The 1,958-nt window shown below is 67.0% G+C and carries 1 protein-coding gene; it reads left to right on the forward strand.

Annotated features, from left to right (window positions below):
• Positions 1–2: 2 nt before the first annotated feature.
• Positions 3–1,958: acetate--CoA ligase (gene acs / locus G3N61_RS38895; RefSeq protein ID WP_346778611.1), on the forward strand; the 1,956-nt coding region annotated here is incomplete at its 3' end.

Raw genomic sequence — 1,958 nt, forward strand, 5'->3', positions numbered from 1 at the left:
CGATTGAATCGGTTCTTCACGAAACCCGCCAGTTTGCGCCGCCCGCGGCGCTCGAGCAGGCGGCGACCATTTCCGGCATGCCGGCCTACCGTGCGCTCGCCGCCGAAGCCGAAAACGATTACGAAGGCTTCTGGGCGCGTCTCGCGCGCGAGGGCCTCGCGTGGCACAAGCCGTTCACGAAAGTGCTCGACGAGTCGAACGCACCATTCTACAAGTGGTTCGAGGACGGCGAGCTGAACGCGTCGTACAACTGTCTCGACCGCCACGTCGAAGCCGGTAACGGCGAGCGCGTCGCGGTGATCTTCGAAGCCGACGACGGGTCCGTCACGCGCGTCACCTATGCGGATCTCCTCGCCCGCGTGTCGCGTTTCGCGAATGCACTGAAGAAGCGCGGGATCGGCAAGGGCGACCGCGTCGTCATCTATATCCCGATGTCGATCGAAGGCATCGTCGCGATGCAGGCCTGCGCGCGCATCGGCGCGACGCACTCGGTCGTGTTCGGCGGCTTCTCCGCGAAGTCGCTGAACGAGCGGCTCGTCGACGTCGGCGCGACCGCGCTCGTCACGGCCGACGAGCAGGCGCGCGGCGGCAAGACGCTGCCGCTGAAGAGCATCGCGGACGAAGCGATCGCGATGGGCGGCTGCGAGGCCGTGAAGAGCGTGATCGTCTATCGCCGCACCGGCGGCAAGATCGACTGGCACGCCGAGCGCGATCTGTGGATGCACGAACTGACGGCCGCCGAATCCGATCAGTGCGAGCCGGAATGGGTCGGCGCCGAGCATCCGCTGTTCATCCTGTATACGTCGGGCTCGACCGGCAAGCCGAAGGGCGTGCAACACAGCACGGGCGGCTACCTGCTGTGGGCCGCGCAGACGATGAAGTGGACCTTCGACTGGAAGCCCACCGACGTGTTCTGGTGCACGGCCGACATCGGCTGGGTCACCGGCCACACGTACATCACGTACGGCCCGCTCGCGTGCGGCGGTACGCAGGTCGTGTTCGAAGGCGTGCCGACCTACCCGGACGCAGGCCGCTTCTGGAAGATGATCGGCGACCACAAGGTCACCGTGTTCTACACCGCGCCGACCGCGATCCGCTCGCTGATCAAGGCGGCCGAGGCCGACGACAAGGTGCATCCGAAGAGCTATGACCTGTCGAGCCTGCGCATCATCGGCACGGTCGGCGAGCCGATCAATCCGGAAGCATGGATGTGGTATCACAAGCACGTCGGCCAGGAGCGCTGCCCGATCGTCGACACGTGGTGGCAGACCGAGACGGGCGGCCACATGATCACGCCGCTGCCGGGCGCGACGCCGACCGTGCCCGGTTCGTGCACGCTGCCGCTGCCGGGCATCATGGCCGCGGTGGTCGACGAAACCGGCCAGGACGTGCCGAACGGGCAAGGCGGCATTCTCGTCGTCAAGCGCCCGTGGCCCGCGATGATCCGCACGATCTGGGGCGACCCGGAACGCTTCAAGAAGAGCTACTACCCCGAGGAACTCGGCGGGCGCCTGTATCTGGCCGGCGACGGCACCGTGCGCGACAAGGACACCGGCTACTTCACGATCATGGGCCGGATCGACGACGTGCTGAACGTGTCGGGCCACCGGCTCGGCACGATGGAAATCGAATCGGCGCTGGTCTCGCACGAACTCGTGGCCGAGGCGGCCGTGGTCGGCCGTCCGGACGATACGACGGGCGAGGCGGTGGTTGCGTTCGTGGTGCTGAAGCGTTCGCGTCCGGAAGGCGAGGAAGCGGCGGCGCTTGCGAAGACGCTGCGCGACTGGGTCGGCAAGCAGATCGGGCCGATCGCGAAGCCGAAGGACATCCGCTTCGGCGACAACCTGCCGAAGACGCGCTCGGGCAAGATCATGCGGCGCCTGCTGCGCTCGCTCGCGAAGGGCGAGGCGATCACGCAGGATACGTCCACGCTCGAGAATCCGGCCATCCTCGAGCAG

Source organism: Burkholderia sp. Ac-20349, from assembly GCF_017104865.1.
GTDB lineage: Bacteria > Pseudomonadota > Gammaproteobacteria > Burkholderiales > Burkholderiaceae > Burkholderia > Burkholderia aenigmatica.